The 18,338-nt window shown below is 62.7% G+C and carries 17 protein-coding genes; 15 read left to right on the top strand and 2 right to left on the bottom strand.

Going from position 1 to position 18,338, the window contains the following annotated elements; translation table 11 throughout:
* Window position 1 precedes the first annotated feature (1 nt).
* On the top strand, window positions 2-1,360 hold the full coding sequence (locus ACGLWX_RS13975) for a malonyl-CoA decarboxylase (protein WP_396240543.1): 1,359 nt from the start codon (window positions 2-4) through the stop codon (window positions 1,358-1,360).
* Window positions 1,357-2,877 (top strand): malonyl-CoA synthase, encoded by a 1,521-nt coding sequence (locus tag ACGLWX_RS13970; protein ID WP_396240541.1) that lies wholly within the window; start codon window positions 1,357-1,359, stop codon window positions 2,875-2,877. Before ACGLWX_RS13975 ends, ACGLWX_RS13970 begins: the two co-directional genes overlap by 4 nt.
* Here the strand turns inward: ACGLWX_RS13970 and ACGLWX_RS13965 are convergent.
* The gene (locus ACGLWX_RS13965) at window positions 2,872-3,495 is read right to left on the bottom strand and encodes a cyclodeaminase/cyclohydrolase family protein (RefSeq protein ID WP_396240539.1); all 624 of its coding nucleotides are present in this window, start codon (window positions 3,493-3,495) and stop codon (window positions 2,872-2,874) included. The two genes, ACGLWX_RS13970 and ACGLWX_RS13965, sit on opposite strands and share 6 nt — an antisense overlap.
* 174 nt (window positions 3,496-3,669) lie before the next feature.
* On the opposite strand from ACGLWX_RS13965, the gene ACGLWX_RS13960 reads away from it, so the two are divergent.
* The 6 genes from ACGLWX_RS13960 (at window position 3,670) to ACGLWX_RS13935 (ending at window position 7,888) form a co-directional block, all read left to right on the top strand.
* Window positions 3,670-4,131, top strand: coding sequence for a DUF2170 family protein (locus ACGLWX_RS13960; RefSeq protein ID WP_252106110.1), 462 nt, complete (start codon window positions 3,670-3,672; stop codon window positions 4,129-4,131).
* 15 nt (window positions 4,132-4,146) lie between these two features.
* Window positions 4,147-4,839, top strand: a complete 693-nt coding sequence (locus ACGLWX_RS13955; protein ID WP_252106109.1) for a PspA/IM30 family protein — start codon at window positions 4,147-4,149, stop codon at window positions 4,837-4,839.
* A gap of 77 nt (window positions 4,840-4,916) precedes the next feature.
* Window positions 4,917-5,636, top strand: coding sequence for a DUF2491 family protein (locus ACGLWX_RS13950; RefSeq protein ID WP_396240538.1), 720 nt, complete (start codon window positions 4,917-4,919; stop codon window positions 5,634-5,636).
* Window positions 5,637-5,689: 53 nt separating this feature from the next.
* Window positions 5,690-6,100: a DUF350 domain-containing protein gene (locus tag ACGLWX_RS13945; RefSeq protein WP_252106107.1), complete on the top strand. Its 411-nt coding sequence runs from the start codon at window positions 5,690-5,692 to the stop codon at window positions 6,098-6,100.
* A gap of 10 nt (window positions 6,101-6,110) precedes the next feature.
* Window positions 6,111-6,716: a DUF1190 domain-containing protein gene (locus ACGLWX_RS13940; RefSeq protein WP_396240536.1), complete on the top strand. Its 606-nt coding sequence runs from the start codon at window positions 6,111-6,113 to the stop codon at window positions 6,714-6,716.
* Window positions 6,717-6,721: 5 nt separating this feature from the next.
* Window positions 6,722-7,888, top strand: coding sequence for a glutathionylspermidine synthase family protein (locus ACGLWX_RS13935; RefSeq protein WP_396240535.1), 1,167 nt, complete (start codon window positions 6,722-6,724; stop codon window positions 7,886-7,888).
* A gap of 15 nt (window positions 7,889-7,903) precedes the next feature.
* On the opposite strand, the gene ACGLWX_RS13930 is transcribed toward ACGLWX_RS13935, so the two are convergent.
* Window positions 7,904-8,833, bottom strand: coding sequence for a hypothetical protein (locus ACGLWX_RS13930; protein ID WP_396240533.1), 930 nt, complete (start codon window positions 8,831-8,833; stop codon window positions 7,904-7,906).
* Window positions 8,834-9,208: 375 nt separating this feature from the next.
* Between ACGLWX_RS13930 and ACGLWX_RS13925 the strand changes: the two genes are divergently transcribed.
* The 7 genes from ACGLWX_RS13925 to ACGLWX_RS13895 are packed head-to-tail and all read left to right on the top strand — an operon-like array spanning window position 9,209 to window position 18,338.
* Window positions 9,209-11,224, top strand: a complete 2,016-nt coding sequence (locus ACGLWX_RS13925; RefSeq protein WP_396240531.1) for a methyl-accepting chemotaxis protein — start codon at window positions 9,209-9,211, stop codon at window positions 11,222-11,224.
* Between the two features lie 16 nt (window positions 11,225-11,240).
* The gene (gene cheB, locus ACGLWX_RS13920) at window positions 11,241-12,284 is read left to right on the top strand and encodes a chemotaxis-specific protein-glutamate methyltransferase CheB (protein ID WP_396240529.1); all 1,044 of its coding nucleotides are present in this window, start codon (window positions 11,241-11,243) and stop codon (window positions 12,282-12,284) included.
* Window positions 12,281-13,645: a CheR family methyltransferase gene (locus tag ACGLWX_RS13915; protein WP_396240527.1), complete on the top strand. Its 1,365-nt coding sequence runs from the start codon at window positions 12,281-12,283 to the stop codon at window positions 13,643-13,645. Before cheB ends, ACGLWX_RS13915 begins: the two co-directional genes overlap by 4 nt.
* The gene (locus tag ACGLWX_RS13910) at window positions 13,635-15,710 is read left to right on the top strand and encodes a response regulator (protein WP_396240525.1); all 2,076 of its coding nucleotides are present in this window, start codon (window positions 13,635-13,637) and stop codon (window positions 15,708-15,710) included. Before ACGLWX_RS13915 ends, ACGLWX_RS13910 begins: the two co-directional genes overlap by 11 nt.
* A gap of 24 nt (window positions 15,711-15,734) precedes the next feature.
* A complete protein-coding gene (locus ACGLWX_RS13905; protein WP_396240523.1) occupies window positions 15,735-16,091 on the top strand; it encodes a response regulator in 357 nt (118 codons plus the stop codon).
* A 47-nt stretch (window positions 16,092-16,138) separates the two neighbouring features.
* On the top strand, window positions 16,139-17,827 hold the full coding sequence (locus tag ACGLWX_RS13900) for a diguanylate cyclase (RefSeq protein WP_396240521.1): 1,689 nt from the start codon (window positions 16,139-16,141) through the stop codon (window positions 17,825-17,827).
* Window positions 17,799-18,338 carry a chemotaxis protein CheW gene (locus tag ACGLWX_RS13895; protein ID WP_396240519.1) on the top strand — a complete coding sequence of 180 codons (540 nt, stop codon included), beginning with the start codon at window positions 17,799-17,801 and terminating at the stop codon, window positions 18,336-18,338. Before ACGLWX_RS13900 ends, ACGLWX_RS13895 begins: the two co-directional genes overlap by 29 nt.

Here is an 18,338-nt window from a genome sequence, read left to right as displayed (position 1 = left end):
CGTGAACATGACGTTTCTGCAGGAGCTTTTCAACAACATCACCCAGCGTGACGCGCTGTTGCGGCGCAAGCAGCCGGAAGCGGCGACGCCGGATCATCACCAGCTGATCAAGGCATGTAACGCCTTGATGGCAAGCGACGGCGAGGCGTCGAGTATTGCGCTGGCAAGCAGAGCGCTGGCGCTCTACCAGCGCCTCGCTGCCAACGAGAAAACCGCTTTCTTCGAGCGCCTGGCCGCGGATTTCGCCGCCGACCCGGCGCAGATCGACACCGCCTACGCGGCGTACTCGAAAGAGCGCGACAACCTCACGCTTCAGGCGCTGTTCGAGGCCTGCGAGCCCCGGCGTCAGGAGCTTTTTCGGCGTTTGAACCTGGCAAGCGACGGCACTTTCGAGCTGGTCAAGATGCGCGAGGACCTGCTCGGGCTTTTGCGCGAACAGCCAGCGCTTGCGCCCATCGACGAGGACTTCGCCCACCTGTTCGGCTCCTGGTTCAACCGCGGCTTTTTGATGCTCAAGCGCATCGACTGGAACACGCCGGCCTCGATCCTCGAGAAGATTATTCGCTACGAAGCGGTGCACGAGATTCAGGACTGGAACGATCTGCGCCGCCGTCTCGATGCGCGCGACCGGCGCTGCTTCGCCTTCTTTCATCCGGCGATCGGCGACGAACCGCTAATCTTCGTCGAGGTGGCGCTACACAAGGGCCTGCCCAACCGCATCCAGCCGATTCTCAAGGGTGAGGAGAGCGGCCTGAAGGAGCCCGACAACGCCGATACCGCTGCTTTTTTCGGCATCAGCAACTGCCAGACCGGGCTCCGCGGCATCTCGTTTGGCAACTTTTTGATCAAGCAGGTCGTGCAGGAGCTCAAACAGGAGCTGCCCCCGCTCAAGTACTTCGTCACGCTCTCGCCGGTGCCGGGCTTTACCCAGTGGCTTTCAGAGCAACGTCAAAGCCCGCTGTGGTCAGAAGAGGTCCAAGCGGCGCTCAAGACGCTCGACACCCCGGGCTGGCCGGCGGACAGCGAGCGCGAGGAGCGCTTGAAAGAGGTGATCAAGCCGCTGGCGGCCCACTACCTGGTCGATGTCAAACATCCAGGCGGGCTGCCGCTCAACCCGGTGGCGCGCTTTCATCTGGGCAACGGTGCCGAGCTTCACCGCATCAACTGGCTGGGCGACACCTCGACCAAGGGCGTTCAGCAGGCGGCGGGGCTCATGGTCAACTACCTCTACGTGCTGGACGACATCGAGCGCAATCACGAAAACTACACCGCTAAAAAGGCCGTGGCCTGCACCAGCGAGGTCCGCGATCTGGCCCGCCGGGCGCGAAAAACACTGGCCAAGGGAGAGATTTCCAAATGAACCACAACCTGTTCGACACCTTTGCCGCGACGATGAGCGCGCGTGCCGAGGCCGAGTTCATCACTACCCGCGAAGGCCGGCGCTACACCTACCGTGACGCGCATGATAAAAGCGCGCACCTGGCCGGTGCGCTCGTCGCCCTGGGCGTCAAGAAAGGCGACCGCGTGGCCGTGCAGGTCGAGAAAAGCCCCGAGGCGATTCTGCTGTATCTTGCCTGCCTGCGTATCGGCGGCGTCTACCTGCCGCTCAATACCGGCTACACCGGCGATGAAATCGACTATTTCCTGAGCGACGCCGAGCCTGCGCTATTCGTCTGCGCCCCGGCCTCGCTGGAGCAGGCGCGCGAGATCGCCGAGAAAACCGGCTGCCCCGCGGTGGAGACCCTGGGGCAAAGTGCCGACGGCACGCTGTGGGAAAAAGCCATCAAGGCAACGCCGCAGGAGGAGATCGCCGAGCTCTCTTCCCGGGATCTGGCCGCCATTCTCTATACCTCCGGCACCACCGGGCGCTCCAAGGGCGCCATGCTGACCCATCAAAACCTGGCCTCCAACGCCAGAACGCTGGCCAAGGCGTGGCACTTTAGCGCCGAGGACCGGCTGATTCACGCGCTGCCCATCTTTCATACCCACGGCCTGTTCGTCGCCTGCAATGTGGTGCTGATGGCCGGCGCGCGCATGCTCTTTTTGCCCAAATTCGACGCCGACGTGATTTTCGAGGAGCTACCGCAGGGCACCGTGATGATGGGCGTTCCCACCTTTTACACCCGGCTGGTTCAGGATACGCGCCTGACCCCGGAGGCGACGGCCCACATGCGCCTGTTCGTTTCGGGCTCGGCGCCGCTCACGGCGGAAACCCACCAGGCCTTCGAGGAGAAAACCGGCCAGGCGATTCTCGAGCGCTACGGCATGACCGAAACCAACATGAACCTCTCCAACCCCTATGAAGGCGAGCGGCGAGCGGGCACGGTCGGTATGCCGCTGGACGGGGTCGAGATCCGTATCATCGACCGCGAGTCTGGCCGTGATGTCGAGGACGGCGATATCGGCATTCTGCAGGTGCGCGGGCCCAACGTGTTCATCGGCTACTGGCGCATGCCGGAAAAAACCCGCGAGGAGCTACTGGACGACGGCTTTTTCATCACCGGCGACCTGGCCCTGCGCGACACCCAGGGCTACGTGCATATCGTCGGGCGCGACAAGGATTTGGTGATCTCCGGGGGCTACAACGTCTACCCCAAGGAGGTCGAGCAGTTGATCGACGAGCTCGATGCGGTCGACGAATCCGCGGTGATCGGCCTGCCCCACCCGGATTTCGGCGAAGGCGTGACCGCCGTGGTCGTGCTCAAGCCCGCCGCCGAGGCCAACGAGCAAGCGATTCTCGAGCACCTTCAAGGGCGGCTGGCCAAATACAAGCAGCCCAAGCGGGTGTTTTTTGTCGATGAGCTTCCGCGCAACACCATGGGCAAGGTGCAGAAAAACCAGCTGCGCCAGCGCTTCGAGGACACCTACCGGTCATGATGAGCGCGCCTCGAACGCCTGTATCAGCGTCCGGGATTGCTCGCGAATCGCTTCTTGCGCCGCGCGCGCGCTGCCTTTGGCCTGCTCGTCGCCCAGCGCGTCGAGATTGGCGTCGACGTTGAGCAGCACGCTTTGAACCGCGGCGTGAAGCAGATAGGCGCCGGCGGTGGCGTCGCTTTCAAACTGCGACTCGATGTGCGAAAGCGCTTGTTGGCCAAGCGTGAGCGCATCCAGGCAGCGCCGAGCGGTATCCAGCGGCACCTGAACGGCCCGGCTGGCCGCCGCGTGGATGGCCTCGCGCCGGGCGGCTTTCTCATCAAATGAGCGTTTGGGCCGCTGTAGCGCGGCCATCATCGCCTCGAACGCGGCCACGTCCTCGTCGGCCAGCGGCGACAGCGCCTGTTTTAACGCCTCCCCCTCATCGATCAACGCCTGACGGTCATCGCTTTGCGCGTGCTGCTGGCCAAGGTGTAGCCCCTTGAGTATCAGGGCCAGGCCAACGCATGCGCTGACGGCGGCCGCGGCGCCGCAGCCCGGCATGGGTTTTAGGGCCAGGGCATCGCGAAAGTCATCGAGCGGCATCTGCCAAACACCGGTGTGCGCTGTATCATGAGTCATGAACGTTCCTCGAAAGCGGTGGGTGCGAGAACTCGCACGGGCGTGCCGGGTCTTAGAAAGACACGTTTCAGGTTAATTCATTTGTCCCGCGCCGTATCGGAGTGTCAGGGTCTATCCTTGTCTTTCGATCTTCGCTTTTATTCATGGACGCTTTTTTATCAGGGAGTATCACTTGTGACGACGCTTACCGACACACCCGCCGCCTCCGCGGCCGAACTTCACGAGCGCATCGTGGCCAGCGCCGCCCACGACGGCTCCCTCGAGTGGCCCAGAGCCGATATGGAGCTCGACGAGGACAACGACACCCTCATTTTTGCGCTGCACGACTACGGCAACCTGACGCTCACGCTTTCCAAAAGCGACGACGAGTGGGTGGCGATGACCACCATTACGCCGGTCGACAGCGTGCCGGACCAGACCGCGCTAAACGAAGAGCTGCTGCGCCAAGGCGTAATGCTGCCGCTGGCCTCCGTCGGGATCGTCACCCTGGATGGGCGCGACTACTACGTGGCTTACGGCCAGCTTTTCGGCGACTCGCGACTCGCCTCCATCTGTGCTGAGCTTCACGCCACGGCGAGCGCGGCGATGGAAGTGGCGCGCCTTATCCAGTCCGATTTTTCCCATTCGCCGCGTTAACCCCGAGGAATTTTTATGCTCAACAAGATCATGACCGCGCTGCGCGGCAAGGCCAATGAAACCGGCCAGGCCGTCGTCGACTCCCAGGCCCTGCGTATCCTCGACCAAGAGATTCGCGACGCCGAGCAGAACCTGAAAGCTTCGAAAACCGAGCTTGCCCGCCTGATGGGCCAGCGCCAGATCAATAGCGACAAGGCCGCCACCCTCGAAAAGAAGATCGATGAGCTCGAGCACAGCGCCGAAGCGGCGTTGGATCGCGGCGAAGAGCAGCTCGCCGTCGAGGTAGCCGAGCGCATCGTTGCCCTGACCGAGGCGCTCGAGGCCGAGCAGCAGATCGTGGGCGAGTTCGATACCAGCATCGAGAGTTTGCGCAACACCATTCGCAACACCGAAAACCAGCTGCGCCAGCTCAAGCAGCAGGTCAGCGTGGTCAAGGCGACGGAGTCCGCCCAGCGCGCCCAGTCCGCCGTGGCCGCTCGCCACTCCGGCCAAAACAGCGCCATGGGTAGCGCGATGGAGTCGCTCGAGCGTATCCGCGAGCGCCAGGCGCTGGATAGCGCCCAGATGAAGGCCGCCGAGCAGCTCAGCGCCGAAGAGAGCGGAAGCGAACTCGAAAGCCGCCTAAAGGCCGCAGGTATCGGTGCCAACGAGCGCCGCGCGGACGACGTATTGGCCCGCATTCGGGCAAAAAAGACGCCCACCGAGTGAGCCCTTTTAACCCGTAACGCCCACGGCGATGGCCGCCAGGCCGTCGCCGAGCGTCGACCGATCCCTTGGAGAGCCGAATGCTGAAAACTCTGAAAGCGCTGCTTGGCGGGCAACGCGAGCGTTTTGAAGCGCAAGCGCCGTCATCGGATTTCACCGCTGGCCTTCCCATCGGCATGTCGTCGAGCGACTTCGCCGGGCTGCGTCTGGATGGGCGGGTGCGGCTGAAGCTCAACGAGCTCGCCGCCTACCCGGATACGCTGTTTCAGTGGAAAAGCGAGCGTGATTACCACATCGCCGCCGTGGGCCACGTGGAGCTGGGCCAGGGCGCGCACCTGGTGCGCTTTTATCTGGAAAACGATACCTGGCTTCAGGCCAACGTCGAGGGCAAGCAGGTCATCGAGTACAAGGTGTTCGACTTCTACCGGGTGAGCCATCTCTCAAACGACGAGTTCGACGCGCTCTTGAACCCGGATGAGGGCCAGACGAGCACGCTCGGCGTCAAGCGCCTTACCGTGGCCTCGACCGCAGACGAAGGCGAGCGCGTCTTCGACCGCGTATGGGGCGAGCCGGAAAGCGAGTGGTCGCCGCCGGTGCAGTTCGAGGAGCAGGTCATGACTCAGGAAAGCGTCATGACAAGGCAAGTGGTGCACCACGCCATGCTGTACGAGCGCTCCATCGAAGGCGCCGAGCGCATGGAGTACGTGCTTTTGAGCGCCGAGGACGATGGCGAAGGTGGCTTCATGCTGGTAGAGAATCTGGGCGTTGACGTCGCCTCGATAGACATTGATGCTATTTGACCCCCGGCGTCTTATGCTGTCAGACCTCATTCGTCAACACGGAAGACTCGACCATGAACTATTTGCAAGGCCTGCCCCACTTTCTCGGCTATCTAATCGGCGCGCTGATTCTTTTGGGCGCGTTTATGTACTGCTACAGCCGCATCACACCGCACAAGGAGTGGGCGCTGATTCGTCAGGGTAACGCAGCGGCCGCTACCGCCTACGCGGGCTCGATCATCGGCTTTACCCTGCCGCTTTATAGCGCCATGGCGAACTCGATCAACTTCATCGACTTTTTGCTGTGGGGTGTGATCGCCTTCGGCGTACAGCTGGCGACGTTCTTCGGCTTGAAAGTCGTTCTTCAGAATCAGGGCGAAAGCCTTTCGACCCATATCAACGAAGGCCACATGGCCTACGGGATTCTGGTCGGCAGTATTTGCATTGCGGTCGGTTTACTCAACGCCGCCTCGATGACGTGGTAAGGAGTCTTTCATGAACCAGCACGACAATCACCTGCCCTCGCGCAAGCGCAGCGCGCGGCTCTCTTTGGCACTGATGGGCGCCGGCGCCTTCACGCTGACCGGCTGTGGCCAGCCCGAGGAAGTGACCGACGTCCGTTTCGACAGCCCGCGCAGCTACCAGAGTGTCGAGGAGTGCGTCGAGGCGAACGTCTATACCCAAAGCGCCTGCGAGGAGTCTTACGAAGCCTCGATCAAGGAAGTCCCGCGCTTTGACTCGCTCGAGGCCTGCGAAGCCGAACACGGCGAAGGTGCCTGCGTGGCGCCGACCGAGGAGCAGGCCCAGGCCGCGACCGGCGGCGGTGGCGGCGGCTGGTTCATGCCGGCGCTGATGGGCTACATGGTGGGCAACATGATGTCCCGCACCAGCCGTGGCGCGACGAGCCAAGGGCTTTATCAGGAGCCTGTCTATCGCAACCGGCAAAACCAGGGCAACTGGAACGCAGCCACCAACCAGGCCAGCCAGCGCGTCAATCAGCGCCAGCAAACCATGCGCACCTCGGCGATGCAAAACCGCCAAGCGACCCAGCGCAGCGGCTTCGGCTCGCGCTCCTCCGCCCGCGGCGGTTGGGGTTCCTGACCTTCATGCTCAGAGTCGAGATCAAGGAGCGCGCGCAGTGGAAAGCCCTGGCCCAAGAGCTGGGGTTTCATTTTCATACCATCGACGGCGAACCCTACTGGAAAGAGAGTGCTTACTACCAGTTCACTCTCGAACAGGTAGAGCGCGACATCGAGGCCCCGACTGAAGAGCTTCACGAGATGTGCATGGCGCTGGTGGACAAGGTGTGTCACTCCAACGCCCTGATGCAGCGTTTGAGCATTCCGGAGTTCATGTGGGACGCCATTTTCGACTCCTGGCGCGCGGGCCAACCTCATCTTTACGGGCGCATGGATTTCGCCTACTCGGGGGACGGCCCGGCCAAGCTGTTGGAGCTCAACTACGACACACCCACCTCGCTTTATGAAGCCGGCATCTTCCAGTGGGTATGGCTCGAGCAGGCGATCGAGCAGGGGCTGATCCCGCGCCACGCGGATCAGTTCAACTCGATTCAGGAGAAACTTTTAGGGGCGCTGGCGCATATCGGCCAACGCCTGAGTGATAACACGCTCCACTTCTCCTGCATCAAGGACAACGTCGAGGAGCGCGCCACGGTTCACTACCTGCAGGATATCGCCGTGCAGGCGGGCCTCGAGGCACCGTTCATTCATACCGAGGATATTGGCGTTCAGCCCGGCTGCGACTACTTCGTGGATCTGAGTGAGGCGCCGATCAAGGCGCTGTTCAAGCTCTACCCCTGGGAGGAGCTGGCCCAGGAGGAATTCGGCAAACTCATCCCCGAGCTTTCCACCCATTGGTTCGAGCCGCCCTGGAAGGCGGTGCTCTCCAACAAGGGGATTTTGCCGCTTTTATGGGAAGAGTATCCGGATCATCCCAATCTGCTGCCCGCCTACTTCGAAAAACCGGACGAGAAAGCGCTAACGCCTGGCTGGGTGCGCAAGCCGTTTTTCTCCCGCGAGGGGAGTAACGTTCAGCTCAAGACCAACGACGGGGAGTTCGAAGACGTGGCGGGGCCTTACGTGGACAGCCCCTGGATTCGACAGGCTTACCACCCGATGCCGCGTTTCGGGCAGTTTCACGCGCTGGTGGGCAGCTGGGTGGTGGGCGATCGCGCCTGCGGTATGGGCATTCGCGAAGACGTGGGGCGCATTACCAAGGATTCGTCCTGCTTCGTGCCCCACGCGATCATTTAACTTAAGCGAAATCGCTTACGCGGCCGTCGCGTCCTGAAGCGGCCTCGAAATCGCCGACCGGCTTACCCAACGGGAAAGTGTCTGGTGGGTGAGCGGCTCTGACTCGATCGCCTTGAAGTTGCGGGCGCCGGTCCAGGCGACCGGCTCTTCAAGTCTGACTTCCCGCGGCGCGCTGCCTTTGGACAGGCACAGAAGGTAGTCGTCACTTTCGGTCGGATGCCAGTGCGCTAAAAGCTCGAACGCCTCTGTTTGGGAGCGCCGCGCGGCGATCACACCCAGCGCCGGCTCGCTGTATAGCTCGACGATATGCGCTACCCCTTTCTCCTTCAATGCCTGCCAGGTGGCGGCGTCCAGCGGCGAAGTCGCGATCGCGGTAATATCGGCGGGCAGCGACGGCAGGCGCTGAGCGAGCTGGCGCCAGCGCTGGCTGTCGGTGGCCACGACGTCACCGGCATTGAGCTCCCAGAGCGCGCTGGCGCTTTCGAACAGCGAACGTGTTTGCCAGCCGCCCGCTTGGGGCAGCAGCACGCCGAGCATGAAGCCGGACACGGTTTGCAGTGAGAGCCAACTGATCAACGTGCGCTCACTGGAGCCAGACAGCCCCAAAAACGCTTTGAGCGACTGGGCCTCCTGCGCCAGCGCCGTACCCGCGTGGCGGTATGGGCGCTGCAAGCGGTTACAAAACGCGTTGGGCGAGGTATCGAACAGGTTTAAATACTCGATATCCGCGCGCTCGGCGATGGCGCCGGCCCACTCATCAAGCGTGATCGCGGTATCCGCCAGCGTCAGCTTTTGGGTGCCGAACAGATGGGCAACCGCGTGGGCCAGACCGGCGCGTTCCGGCGTGCCGACACAGGGCAGCATGTCCGTATGCTTTACCTTGTGGTGCTGAGCCGCGACCGAGCGAAGAACGCTCAACGTCGACCGGTGAGAGAGTGACAACATGATTGCTTCCTCTGCAAAGATGTCATTTTGACCGCTATAAATTACTGCCTTGTATCACTTTTGTCAAAATAATTACGCTTTGCCCACACCTGTATAAATCCTGCCGAACGCTATTTAATAAGCGATATTTTACTTTAAAAGTCCGGTTCGCTTGTGAATCCGTCCATCCTCTCAACACGGGTACTGTACAATTATTGAATCAGGTTATGACCTTATGTTTTTTTCGGGATTTCACATTAATTCACAAAATTGACCAATTAAAGCGCGCTCAGTAGCTGTAACGCTCAGCGCATTTAGAGGTACTATAGAACTAATCACACGTTATTAATTATCTGGTCACCGCTCGCCGCTAGACCCTTTTGGAGTCCCGCCCGGATGAAGGCACGCTGGAAATCCCTGCCCCTGAGTTTGAGACAGTTTCTCTCTTTTGCGGCGGTGCTGACGCTCACGTTACTGCTGGCGCTCTATCTTCAGGCTCACGCCCAAAGCCAAGCGCGGTTGGAGCGTTTGATCAACGAGGAGCTGCCCGAGCGGGTCGAGGCCCTGGCTACGCGCCTGGTGCTGCGTTTGAGCCCGTCGCTGGCGGTATCGGAGGGCATTGCCAATAGCTACGTGCTGGAACAATGGGTACGCGACGGGCTGCCGGTCGAGGAGCGACTAAACATCGCTCGCTATCTTGCGCGCCCGGTCGAACAACTCGAGGCGGACCTGCTCTTCTTTGCCGTACAGTCGCCGGTAGGTGCCTATTACTTTCAGTACCGCGACGGCGATCTGTTACAGCGTCCGCTTCAGGGCCCCACCAGCGACGACCGCTGGTATTACGAGTTCACCGATAGCGAAGCGCCCTACAACCTCAATCTGGACAGCGACACGTTCACTCCGGGCGACGACTTCGTGTTTCTAAACTTTCGCAGCGAAGCGCTGGCGCCCAACGCCCGCCCGGTGGTAGTGGCCGGCGCGGCACTGAACCTCACCCAGATGGCGCAGCTCATCGAGGATTTTTCACTTGGCGCCACCGGCCATGCGGCGTTACTCAACGCTGCCGGCGAGCTGATGATCAATAGCGATAGCGGCGCACGGGGCGACCCGGCCGTCGGCTCCGCGCCGACGGTACTGCCAAGAAGCGGCACCCACGTCGACGAAGTCCTGCGCGACGACACGCCTTACCTGACGGCGACGCGCTGGGTGCCCGAGCTTGGTCGCTACCTGATGATCGAAGTGGCCAAAAGCGAATATATACGGGCCGCGCAACTACGTTTTCTGGCTTCGACCGGGTGGGGGCTTTTGATTCTGCTGATCGGCCTGGTGGTGCTCTATCCGCTTACCGTAAGCCTCTTGCGCCCGCTGACGCGCTTTCAGCGCCAGCTCAAGGAGATCACGCTGAGCCTTGATCTGACCCGCCGGGTCGCCACCGACGACCGTGCCGAGCTCGGTGACTTGGCCGATCAAACCAACGAGCTGTTGGCGCGCCTAAGCCGCGCCATGACCGCCGTTTCCGACAACGCCTTAGCACTTAATCACGTGGCTGACCGGCTGGCGCAAACCGCAGGGCTATCCGGCGTGACCCGCAGCGATCCCCTATTCGAGACCGACCAGACCATGGCCGCCGCCGTCGAGGAGATGGCCTCGTCAGTGGCGGAAATTACCTCCACGATGGAGGAACTCTCCGCGTCCTCGACGCAGATTGCCGACCACTCCCAATCGGTGGTGGACGTGGCCAACCAGACGCTCGAGCGTAGCCGCAAGGGCTCCGGCGCGATGGAGCATTTACAGTCGCGCATGCAGGCGATCCGCAGCGACAGCGAGCAAAGCCTTGCCGACATCATGGCGCTGGGAGCCAAGTCCAAGCAGATCAGCAAAGTCATGGAGCTGATCAACACCTTGGCCGCGCAAACCAAGCTGATCGCCTTCAACGCCGCGCTCGAGGCGTCGAGCGCTGGCGAATCCGGGCGGCGCTTTTCCGTGGTGGCCAGCGAAATCCGCCGGCTCGCCGATAGTGTCACCGACTCCACTCAGGAAATCGAGGACCATACCGAGGAGATTCAGCGTGCTATCAGCCGCCTGGTCGTGACCTCGGAAAAAGGCGCGGCCTCGATCGAGAAAGGTGTTGAAGTCAGCCTTACGACCGCCCAGGACCTGGAGGCCGTGCTGAAAGCCGCAAGCCAAACCAGCAGCGCCGCGCAGCAGATATCGCTCTCTACCCAGCAGCAGAAAACCGCCAGCAGTCAGGTAGTGACCGCCCTGCGCGACATAGATACCGCCAGCGCCCGCAACGCCCAGTCAGTCCGCCATATCACCGAGATCAGCCAGGAAATGATTCGGATGTCCGCCGAGCTCAATGCGCTGGTCAAGGAGTTCACCTTCGACGTGCCGCCTACGGACGAGCGCTGATGGCAAGGCCCGCGCCATGAGCGTTATACGCGTTTTGATCGCCGACGATAGTCCCGTGGCGCGGGACGTGCTTCGCCATCTTCTCACGCGCGAGGGGGACATTCAGATCGTAGGCGAAGCGCGTAACGGGCATGAAGCCGTCGCGCTTGCCCGCACCCTCGCTCCTCAGCTCATTACCATGGATCTCTCGATGCCGGTCATGGAGGGGCTCGCGGCGATCGAGGAGATCATGCACACCCGGGCGCTACCGATTCTGGTGGTCAGCGATCGCTTCGAGGCGGCCATCGCAGGCCAGGCACTCGCTCTCGGCGCGCTCGAGGTGATGCCCAAACCGGCCTTGGACGACACCGAAAGCTCCTCGCTTTTAGAGCGGGTCAGGCTGCTGGCCGGGGTCGCGGTGATCACTCGCCTGCGTCCACGCGCGCTCAAGACCTACCAGACATTGGCGGCTCCGCCCACGCACCGCTCGCTCGCCCACGTGGTAACCATCGCCTGCTCCACCGGCGGCCCTCAGGCGCTGGCGCGGCTTTTGAGCCGGCTGCCCAGCAACTTCGCGCTGCCCGTGGTCATCGCCCAGCACATGAGCCATGGTTTCATCGAAGGGATGGCCCAGTGGCTCGACTCGCTTTGCCGCTTGCCGGTGCGGGTGGCCAGCCACGGCGAGGTGCTGACGCCCGCAACGGTCTATCTGGCGCCGTCGGAGAGCGATCTCGAGATCACGTTCGATCACCACTTTCGTCTCGTCGAAAGTCCCATTGGGGCGCTATATCACCCGAGCTGCGATGCGCTGTTGACCAGCGCGGCGGCGGTCTATGGCAGAAAAGCCATCGGTGTTATCTTGACCGGTATGGGCAGTGATGGCGTTCAGGGGATGCGAGCAATCTGCGCGGCGGGCGGCATGACGCTCGCCCAGGACGAGGCAAGCTCGGTGATCTACGGCATGAATCGCCAAGCCATCAACGCCGGTGCCGTTCAACGCGTGGCCTCGCTCGACGAGTTGCCCGAACTTCTCATTGCCACCACCCAAGGCAGCTTTCACTGCGGGTCATCACACTCATGAGCGCCTACGCACCGTTCAAGCGGCTGGTCCACGAACGTTACGGCCTTCACCTCGAGGGCCTACACGAGGCGCGATTGGTACAAGCGGTCAAAGCCCTCCGAGACGCCACTGGCGAGACGCAGCCTGATGCCCTCGTCGAACGGCTGCGTCAGAATTCGGCACTGTTCGACGATTTCATCAGTCGGCTGACCGTCAACGAGACCTACTTCTACCGCGAACCCAAGGCGCTTGGCTGGCTGGCCGAGCGCTACCTACCGGCGCGCCTCGGCGACAAGGCACCTCCCTTGCGGATCTTGAGCGCAGGCTGCTCTTCCGGCGAAGAGCCCTATAGCCTGGCCATGTTGCTGACCGAGCGTTTCGGCGATCGTGCGCGCACGCTCTTTCACATTACGGCAGGCGACGTCGATCAGCAGGCACTGACCCGCGCACGGTGCGGGTGCTACAGGGGCATGGCGTTTCGCGCTCTGCCGGAAACACTCAAGGCGCGCTATTTCACTTTCTCGAACGGCCACTACGAGATCGATGCCTCGTTCAAGGAGTGGATCGATTTTCGCGTGCTCAACGTGCTCGATGCCGATGAAAGCGACACCTTCGATGTCATCCTGTTTCGCAACGTCTCCATCTACTTCGACGAGCCAACCCGCGCCGTCATCCAGCGCCGACTCGGCGAGCGTCTGACCCCCGGCGGCATTTTGCTGTGCGGCGTCGCCGAAACCCTCGGCAACGACCTGGGGGTACTCGCGCTCAATGAACGCGACGGCGTGTTTTATTTTCACCACGCCGATCAGCCAATCGCCCCCATCGCGACGGCCCCACGACCTTCCGAGCCGCGGCCGCAGCCTGTCAGGTGCGATAACGTGTCGAGCGCGCGGGCACCGACGAAAGCCGACGTGTCGCCCCCAGCGCCGAGCGCAACGCCCGAGGTGGCGCTTGCGCAGCAACTGCACCAGGCCCACGCGCACTTGGATCACAATCGCTTCGACCAGGCGCAGGTGCTTTTGGACGCGCTGCTCGACGAGCACCCCTGGAACGTCGATGCGCTGCTACTGGCCGGGCTGGTGGCTCGCTGGCAGCAAAAACCCGCCAAGGCTCAGGCGTACTTCAAGCGCGCGCTCTACGTGGCGCCGCAGTGTTGGCCGGCGCATTTTTACCAAGCAGAGCTTTTTCGTGCCGGCGAGCTTTCACACTCACCTGGCCAGCCTCGCCGTGGTTACGAGGCCACGCTGCGCCTGCTGTCGGCGAGCCCGGCCTCCAGAGGCGGGCTCGCCGACATTCGCTCGCCGCTGGCGCCGGGCGACGCGTGCTTTTTAGCCAGGTCCCATCTCGACGAGGTCGTCAGGAGCGCGCGCCGTGGCGATTGACATCACCCGCTTTATCCAGCGCTTCGTCGAAGAGGCGCGCGATCACCAGCCACGCCTGCGCGAGGGCATTACCGCGCTCGCCCAGGGCGCCGAGGCTGGCGAGATCAACGCGCTGTTTCGCGCGGTACATACGCTGAAGGGATCGTCGCGCATGCTCCGCTTAGAGGCCATCAGTGCGCTGACCCACGCGCTGGAGGAGCTTTTGAGTGCGCTGCGTGACGGCACGCGCGCCCCAGACGCCGACGCCCTGGCGCTGCTGGAGCAAGCCGCTGACCTGCTCGATACCCAGATCGACCTGCTGGCCGAGGGACACCCGCCGGAATCACTTCCTACCCCAGATGCGGCGCTTCATCAGGCACTAACTACCGCCGCCAGCCCCGGCGCGCCCATTTCGATGCCTGCGACCGAGCCGATACCTAACGCTCAGGCGCTACCCACCCGGCTTCGCTTGAGCGATACCGTGCGCGTGCGCATGGAGCAGCTGGACGATCTGATTCGCCTGATGGGCGAGGTGCTATCGAACCATCACGAGCAACATGCGCTGGTGGAGCGCGCCCGTACGCTTGGTGCTTCCCTGCCGGCCGAACATCAGCGCCCGCTAACGACATTTCATCGCGCCTTCAAGCAGAGCACCCAAGGCCAGGACAGTCTAATGAGCGAGCTTCACGACCGCGCGCTCAAGCTGCGCATGCTGCCACTGGCAGTGGTGTTCGACCCTCTCGCTAGAATGACCCGCGAACTTGCGCAAACGCTTGGCAAAGAAGCGACTTGCACGCTGTCGGGCAGTGACATCGAGCTCGACCGTCAGATGATCGACCGCCTCTCCGAGCCGCTGATTCATCTTTTGCGCAATGCCCTCGACCACGGGCTGGAATCGCCCGAGGCACGCCGCCGGGCGGGCAAGCCGCCCCAGGGGCGGGTGACGCTCAAGGCGTGGCAGGACGGCAGCGGCGTCGTGATCGAACTTGGCGACGACGGCGCAGGCATCGACCTCGAGGCGGTACGCCAGCAGGCTCTTGCCAAGGGGCTGGCAAGCGCTGAACAGCTCACGCTTGCCAGCGAGCAACAGCTGCTCGAGTTGATCTTCAACCCCGGTTTTTCCACGCGCTCGATGATCACCGATATGTCCGGGCGCGGGGTGGGCATGGACGTCGTCCGGCGCACGGTGGTGGACGAGCTCAGCGGCGATCTTCGCCTGCAGCAGCGCCAGGGCCTGGGCTGCACCTTTACCCTGCGTCTGCCGTTTTCACTCGCGCTGGTGCGCGTGTTGCTCTTTCGCGTGGGCGGGCAGACCCTGGGGGTGACCGCGCCTTACGTGAGCAGCCTGACCGAGGTTCGCCTCGAGCAGTTGATCGATACGGCGGGCCAGCGCACCCTGGTGCACAACGACGAATTCATTCCCGTGGCGTCGCTGGCCACGCTGCTGGAACTCGACGAGACGCCGCCGGGCGAGCGGCTGCTTTTGATGATCGTCTGCCAGGGCACGCAAAAGCTTGCGCTGACCATCGATACGGTGCTCGACGAGCGCGACATGGTCATCAAGCCGCTGCCCGCGCATCTGGGTGAGATACCGCTGGTATCGGGCATGGCGAGCGCCGGCGGCAACGCCCTGGTTAGCCTGCTGCACGTGCCCGCCCTGTTGTCGTGCATCACAAAGGGAGCTGGCCGGGCGCCAGTAGTGAACGCTGCACGCCCGAGCGCGCCTCGCATTCTCATCGTCGATGACTCGCTCAACACGCGCGAAATCGAAAAGGACGTACTCGAAGCCTGGGGCTACCACGTTATACTGGCAGAGAACGGCCAGGACGGGCTCGACAAGGCCTTGGCCGAGCCCTTCGACGCGGTACTCACGGATGTGGAGATGCCGGTGATGGATGGCTTCACACTAACGGCCCGGCTGCGCGATCAAGAGCGCTACCGTCAGGTGCCGATCGTGATCGTCACCTCGCGGGAGAAGGAGGCGGACCGTCAGCGCGGCATGGCCGTCGGCGCCGACGCCTATATCGTCAAGGGCAGCTTCGACCAGAACCACCTGGTGGATACCCTAAAGGCCCTGTTAGGCTGATGGCTCCCGTTCAGGAGGATAAACATGCGTATACTGGTGGTCGATGACGACGCCTTATCCGCTGAGCTGACGGCCGCGATTGTCGCCTCGCGCCAGCACGTGCCGATCATTGCGCACAACGCCATGGAGGCGGTGCTCTCGCTAGAGGCCGAACCGGACATCGCCTTGATCATCAGCGATCTCAACATGCCGCTGGTGAGCGGCCTGGAGCTTTACACGATGCTTTGCGAGCAGGGGGTGACGCTGCCGTTCATTTTGCTGACCGGTGACGATGCGGGCCCCACGCCAGGCAATACGCCAGGGCTTAGAGCGTGCCTGCAAAAGCGGGCGGATCTGGCGTTCACGCTCGGCGAGGCCGTCGATCAGGCCCTGAGTGGATAGTCCCGTGTCACCGCCCGCCGCGGGTCGCTAACGTTACAGGTATTCTCATGACCTCTCCTGCCATGACGCTGCACGACAAGCTCGACGAGCTGCGTCAACGCTTTATCGAGCAGCTCTCCACGCGGCTGGAGCACACCCTTTCCCAATGGCAGCAGAGCCAAAGCTGCCTCGATACCCGGGCACGGCTGGCGCCGGAGCTTCACCGCTTTTTCCATAGCCTGAAAGGCACTGGACGCTCGCTAGGCTTCGAACGGATCGCCGCCCTCGCCCATCAGGGCGAGGAGATGCTCACGACGTCGCCGCCCGAAGAGATCGATCGCACCATCGAGCGGTTACTGATGCGGCTCACTCAGGAGCGGGCACAGTTGCAGCGCCAAGCCGGCAAAGCGCCGCCCCCCGCGTTCAACGTCGTCGATTTCATTGCTGCGCCGCGTCAGGGCGAGTACCGTCGACGGTTGATCTATCTGTGTGACGACGAGCCAGACTCGCTCAGCCAACTGGTGCATCACTTGCGCTGTTTCGGTCACGACGTCGTCTACTTCGACGAACCGCAAGCCTTCTTCAACGCCGTACTGACACGCCGGCCGGACGCCATCATCATGGATGTCCACTTTCCCCAAGGAAAAACCGCCGGCACCGAAACGCTGACCAGCCTAAACAAGCTCACCGGCGAGCGGCTACCGGCGATCGTCCTTTCCGCCTTTGGCGATTTCGATTCCCGGCTGAGCGCCGCTCGGGCCGGATGCAGCGGCTACTTCACCAAACCGGTCAAGCCGTTGGATTTGATGCTGGTGCTGGACGGGCTGACCTCGCCGCCGGACGATGAGCCGCTGCGCGTGCTGGTGGTGGACGATGACCCCGAAGCGGCCGCCTACCACGCCGCGTTACTCGAGCGCGCGGGCATGATCACCCAGCAGGCCCACCACCCGGCGCAGGCGTTCGAGGCGCTCGAACGCTTCAACCCGGACTTGATGCTGGTGGACATGTACATGCCGGTTTGCTCCGGGGAAGAGCTCGCCCTCATCGTTCGCCAGCAGCCAGAGTACGTGGGACTGCCGATCATCTACCTGTCCGGCGAAACCAACAGCCAAAAGCAGTTCACCGCCATGGCCGCTGGGGCCGAAGGCTTTATCACCAAACCGGTCATCCCGGAGGAGTTGGTCTCGGCGGTGCGACTACGCGCTGAGCGGCTGCGCCATTTGCGCACGCTGATGACCCAAGACAGCATGACCGGTCTTTACAATCACAGTACCACCACCGACCTGATCAGCCGTACCCTGGTTCAGGCCTACCGTGACGACGGCCAGCACGCCATGGCGATGATCGACATCGATCATTTCAAGGAGATCAACGACACCTACGGCCACCTGGCCGGCGACCAGGTCATCATTACGCTGGCACGTATGCTCAAGACTCGCCTGCGGGTGTCCGACATCATCGGCCGCTACGGCGGTGAAGAGTTCGTCGTGCTGCTCAGAGACGTCTCTGCCGAAGGTGCCGCCCGCCTTATCGACTCGCTGCGCGAGGATTTCGAACGGGTCGAGTTCTACGCTGGCAGCGCGCGCTTTAGCTGCACCTTTAGCGCCGGCATCAGCGTTTTCCCCGATCAGCCCTCGACCGAGGCCCTACGAGTCAGCGCCGACCGCGCGCTTTACCAGGCCAAGGACCAGGGGCGCAACCGGGTCGCCATCAGCCAGGAGACGGATCGTGACCACGCCGACACCACCGAGCCGTGACGCCGAACACGCGAGCCTTTCCCGTGCGCTGGAAGACAACCGAGTAGATGCTTCGCCGACGGCCCTTGAGGAGCCGACCCGCCAGCTCGTGCTGTTTCGCCTGGCCGGGCAGCGCTTCGCGTTCGACGGCGCCCACGTTCGGGAGATTTTAAGCGGCGAGGCGCCGGTCTACTTCGTACCGGGCGTGGCCAGCAGTGTGGAGGGCGTCATTCATCTGCGCGGGCATATCGAATCCGTCATCGCGCTTCATGCGCTTTTGAGGCTTACACCTGGCGACGGGGTCGGGCGAGTGCTGCTCGTCGAAGCCGCCGGCCTGCGCACCGGCGTGCGCATCGATCAGCTCGACGATGTCTGCGACGTCGCGCTCAGCGCATTGAAAGCGCCGCCAGAGACGCTGGACACGGCGCTCAAGCCCTTCGTCGACGCGCTCATTCACCAGAGCGCCAGCGAAGCGGTCGTCGTCCTCGATGCCAACGCGCTGCTCACCGCCTTTCAGGCCGGTCAGGGCTAA

Source organism: Halomonas sp. HMF6819, from assembly GCF_044335525.1.
Classification (GTDB): Bacteria; Pseudomonadota; Gammaproteobacteria; order Pseudomonadales; family Halomonadaceae; genus Vreelandella.
Note: the sequence above shows the minus strand (reverse complement) of the source record. Positions and strands in the feature narration are given on the sequence as shown.

What these genes read in the sequence shown, in the direction of transcription:
- ACGLWX_RS13900 (WP_396240521.1), top strand. Translation starts at nt 16,139, where the DNA reads ATGACCTCTCCTGCCATGACGCTGCACGACAAGCTCGACGAGCTGCGT.
- ACGLWX_RS13905 (WP_396240523.1), top strand. Translation starts at nt 15,735, where the DNA reads ATGCGTATACTGGTGGTCGATGACGACGCCTTATCCGCTGAGCTGACG.
- ACGLWX_RS13925 (WP_396240531.1), top strand. Translation starts at nt 9,209, where the DNA reads ATGAAGGCACGCTGGAAATCCCTGCCCCTGAGTTTGAGACAGTTTCTC.
- cheB (WP_396240529.1), top strand. Translation starts at nt 11,241, where the DNA reads ATGAGCGTTATACGCGTTTTGATCGCCGACGATAGTCCCGTGGCGCGG.
- ACGLWX_RS13935 (WP_396240535.1), top strand. Translation starts at nt 6,722, where the DNA reads ATGCTCAGAGTCGAGATCAAGGAGCGCGCGCAGTGGAAAGCCCTGGCC.
- ACGLWX_RS13955 (WP_252106109.1), top strand. Translation starts at nt 4,147, where the DNA reads ATGCTCAACAAGATCATGACCGCGCTGCGCGGCAAGGCCAATGAAACC.
- ACGLWX_RS13950 (WP_396240538.1), top strand. Translation starts at nt 4,917, where the DNA reads ATGCTGAAAACTCTGAAAGCGCTGCTTGGCGGGCAACGCGAGCGTTTT.
- ACGLWX_RS13930 (WP_396240533.1), bottom strand. Translation starts at nt 8,833, where the DNA reads ATGTTGTCACTCTCTCACCGGTCGACGTTGAGCGTTCTTCGCTCGGTC.
- ACGLWX_RS13915 (WP_396240527.1), top strand. Translation starts at nt 12,281, where the DNA reads ATGAGCGCCTACGCACCGTTCAAGCGGCTGGTCCACGAACGTTACGGC.
- ACGLWX_RS13945 (WP_252106107.1), top strand. Translation starts at nt 5,690, where the DNA reads ATGAACTATTTGCAAGGCCTGCCCCACTTTCTCGGCTATCTAATCGGC.
- ACGLWX_RS13940 (WP_396240536.1), top strand. Translation starts at nt 6,111, where the DNA reads ATGAACCAGCACGACAATCACCTGCCCTCGCGCAAGCGCAGCGCGCGG.
- ACGLWX_RS13970 (WP_396240541.1), top strand. Translation starts at nt 1,357, where the DNA reads ATGAACCACAACCTGTTCGACACCTTTGCCGCGACGATGAGCGCGCGT.
- ACGLWX_RS13965 (WP_396240539.1), bottom strand. Translation starts at nt 3,495, where the DNA reads ATGACTCATGATACAGCGCACACCGGTGTTTGGCAGATGCCGCTCGAT.